General features: G+C 49.8%; 1 protein-coding gene. It reads left to right on the top strand.

Annotated features, from left to right (window positions below):
- The coding region (locus GFJ41_RS21400; protein WP_170076064.1) for an elongation factor 1-beta family protein at nucleotides 1–283 on the top strand (283 nt) is incomplete at its 5' end.
- Nucleotides 284–305: the final 22 nt, after the last annotated feature.

Here is a 305-nt window from a genome sequence, read left to right as displayed (position 1 = left end):
AAAGCCAGCCCTAATCGCCAAATCCTCCATCCTTCTGGATGTCAAGCCTTGGGATGACGAGACGGATATGTCCAAGCTTGAGGAGTGCGTACGCAGCATCGAATTGGATGGTCTGGTTTGGGGCCAGTCCAAATTCTTGCCAGTCGGCTATGGCATTAAGAAGCTGCAGATTGCGTGTGTGGTGGAAGACGACAAAGTTGGAACCGATCAGCTGGAGGAGCTGATCACGGCTTTCGAAGACTATGTGCAGTCCATGGATGTGGCAGCTTTCAACAAGATTTAAAACCCCACAATGAAATGTTGAG

The organism is Paraclostridium dentum, from assembly GCF_012922555.1.
In the GTDB taxonomy this organism is placed as follows: Bacteria; Bacillota; Clostridia; order Peptostreptococcales; family Peptostreptococcaceae; genus Paraclostridium; species Paraclostridium dentum.
The sequence above is the reverse complement of the archived record's forward strand: the minus strand, read 5'-3'. Positions and strand labels throughout refer to the sequence as shown.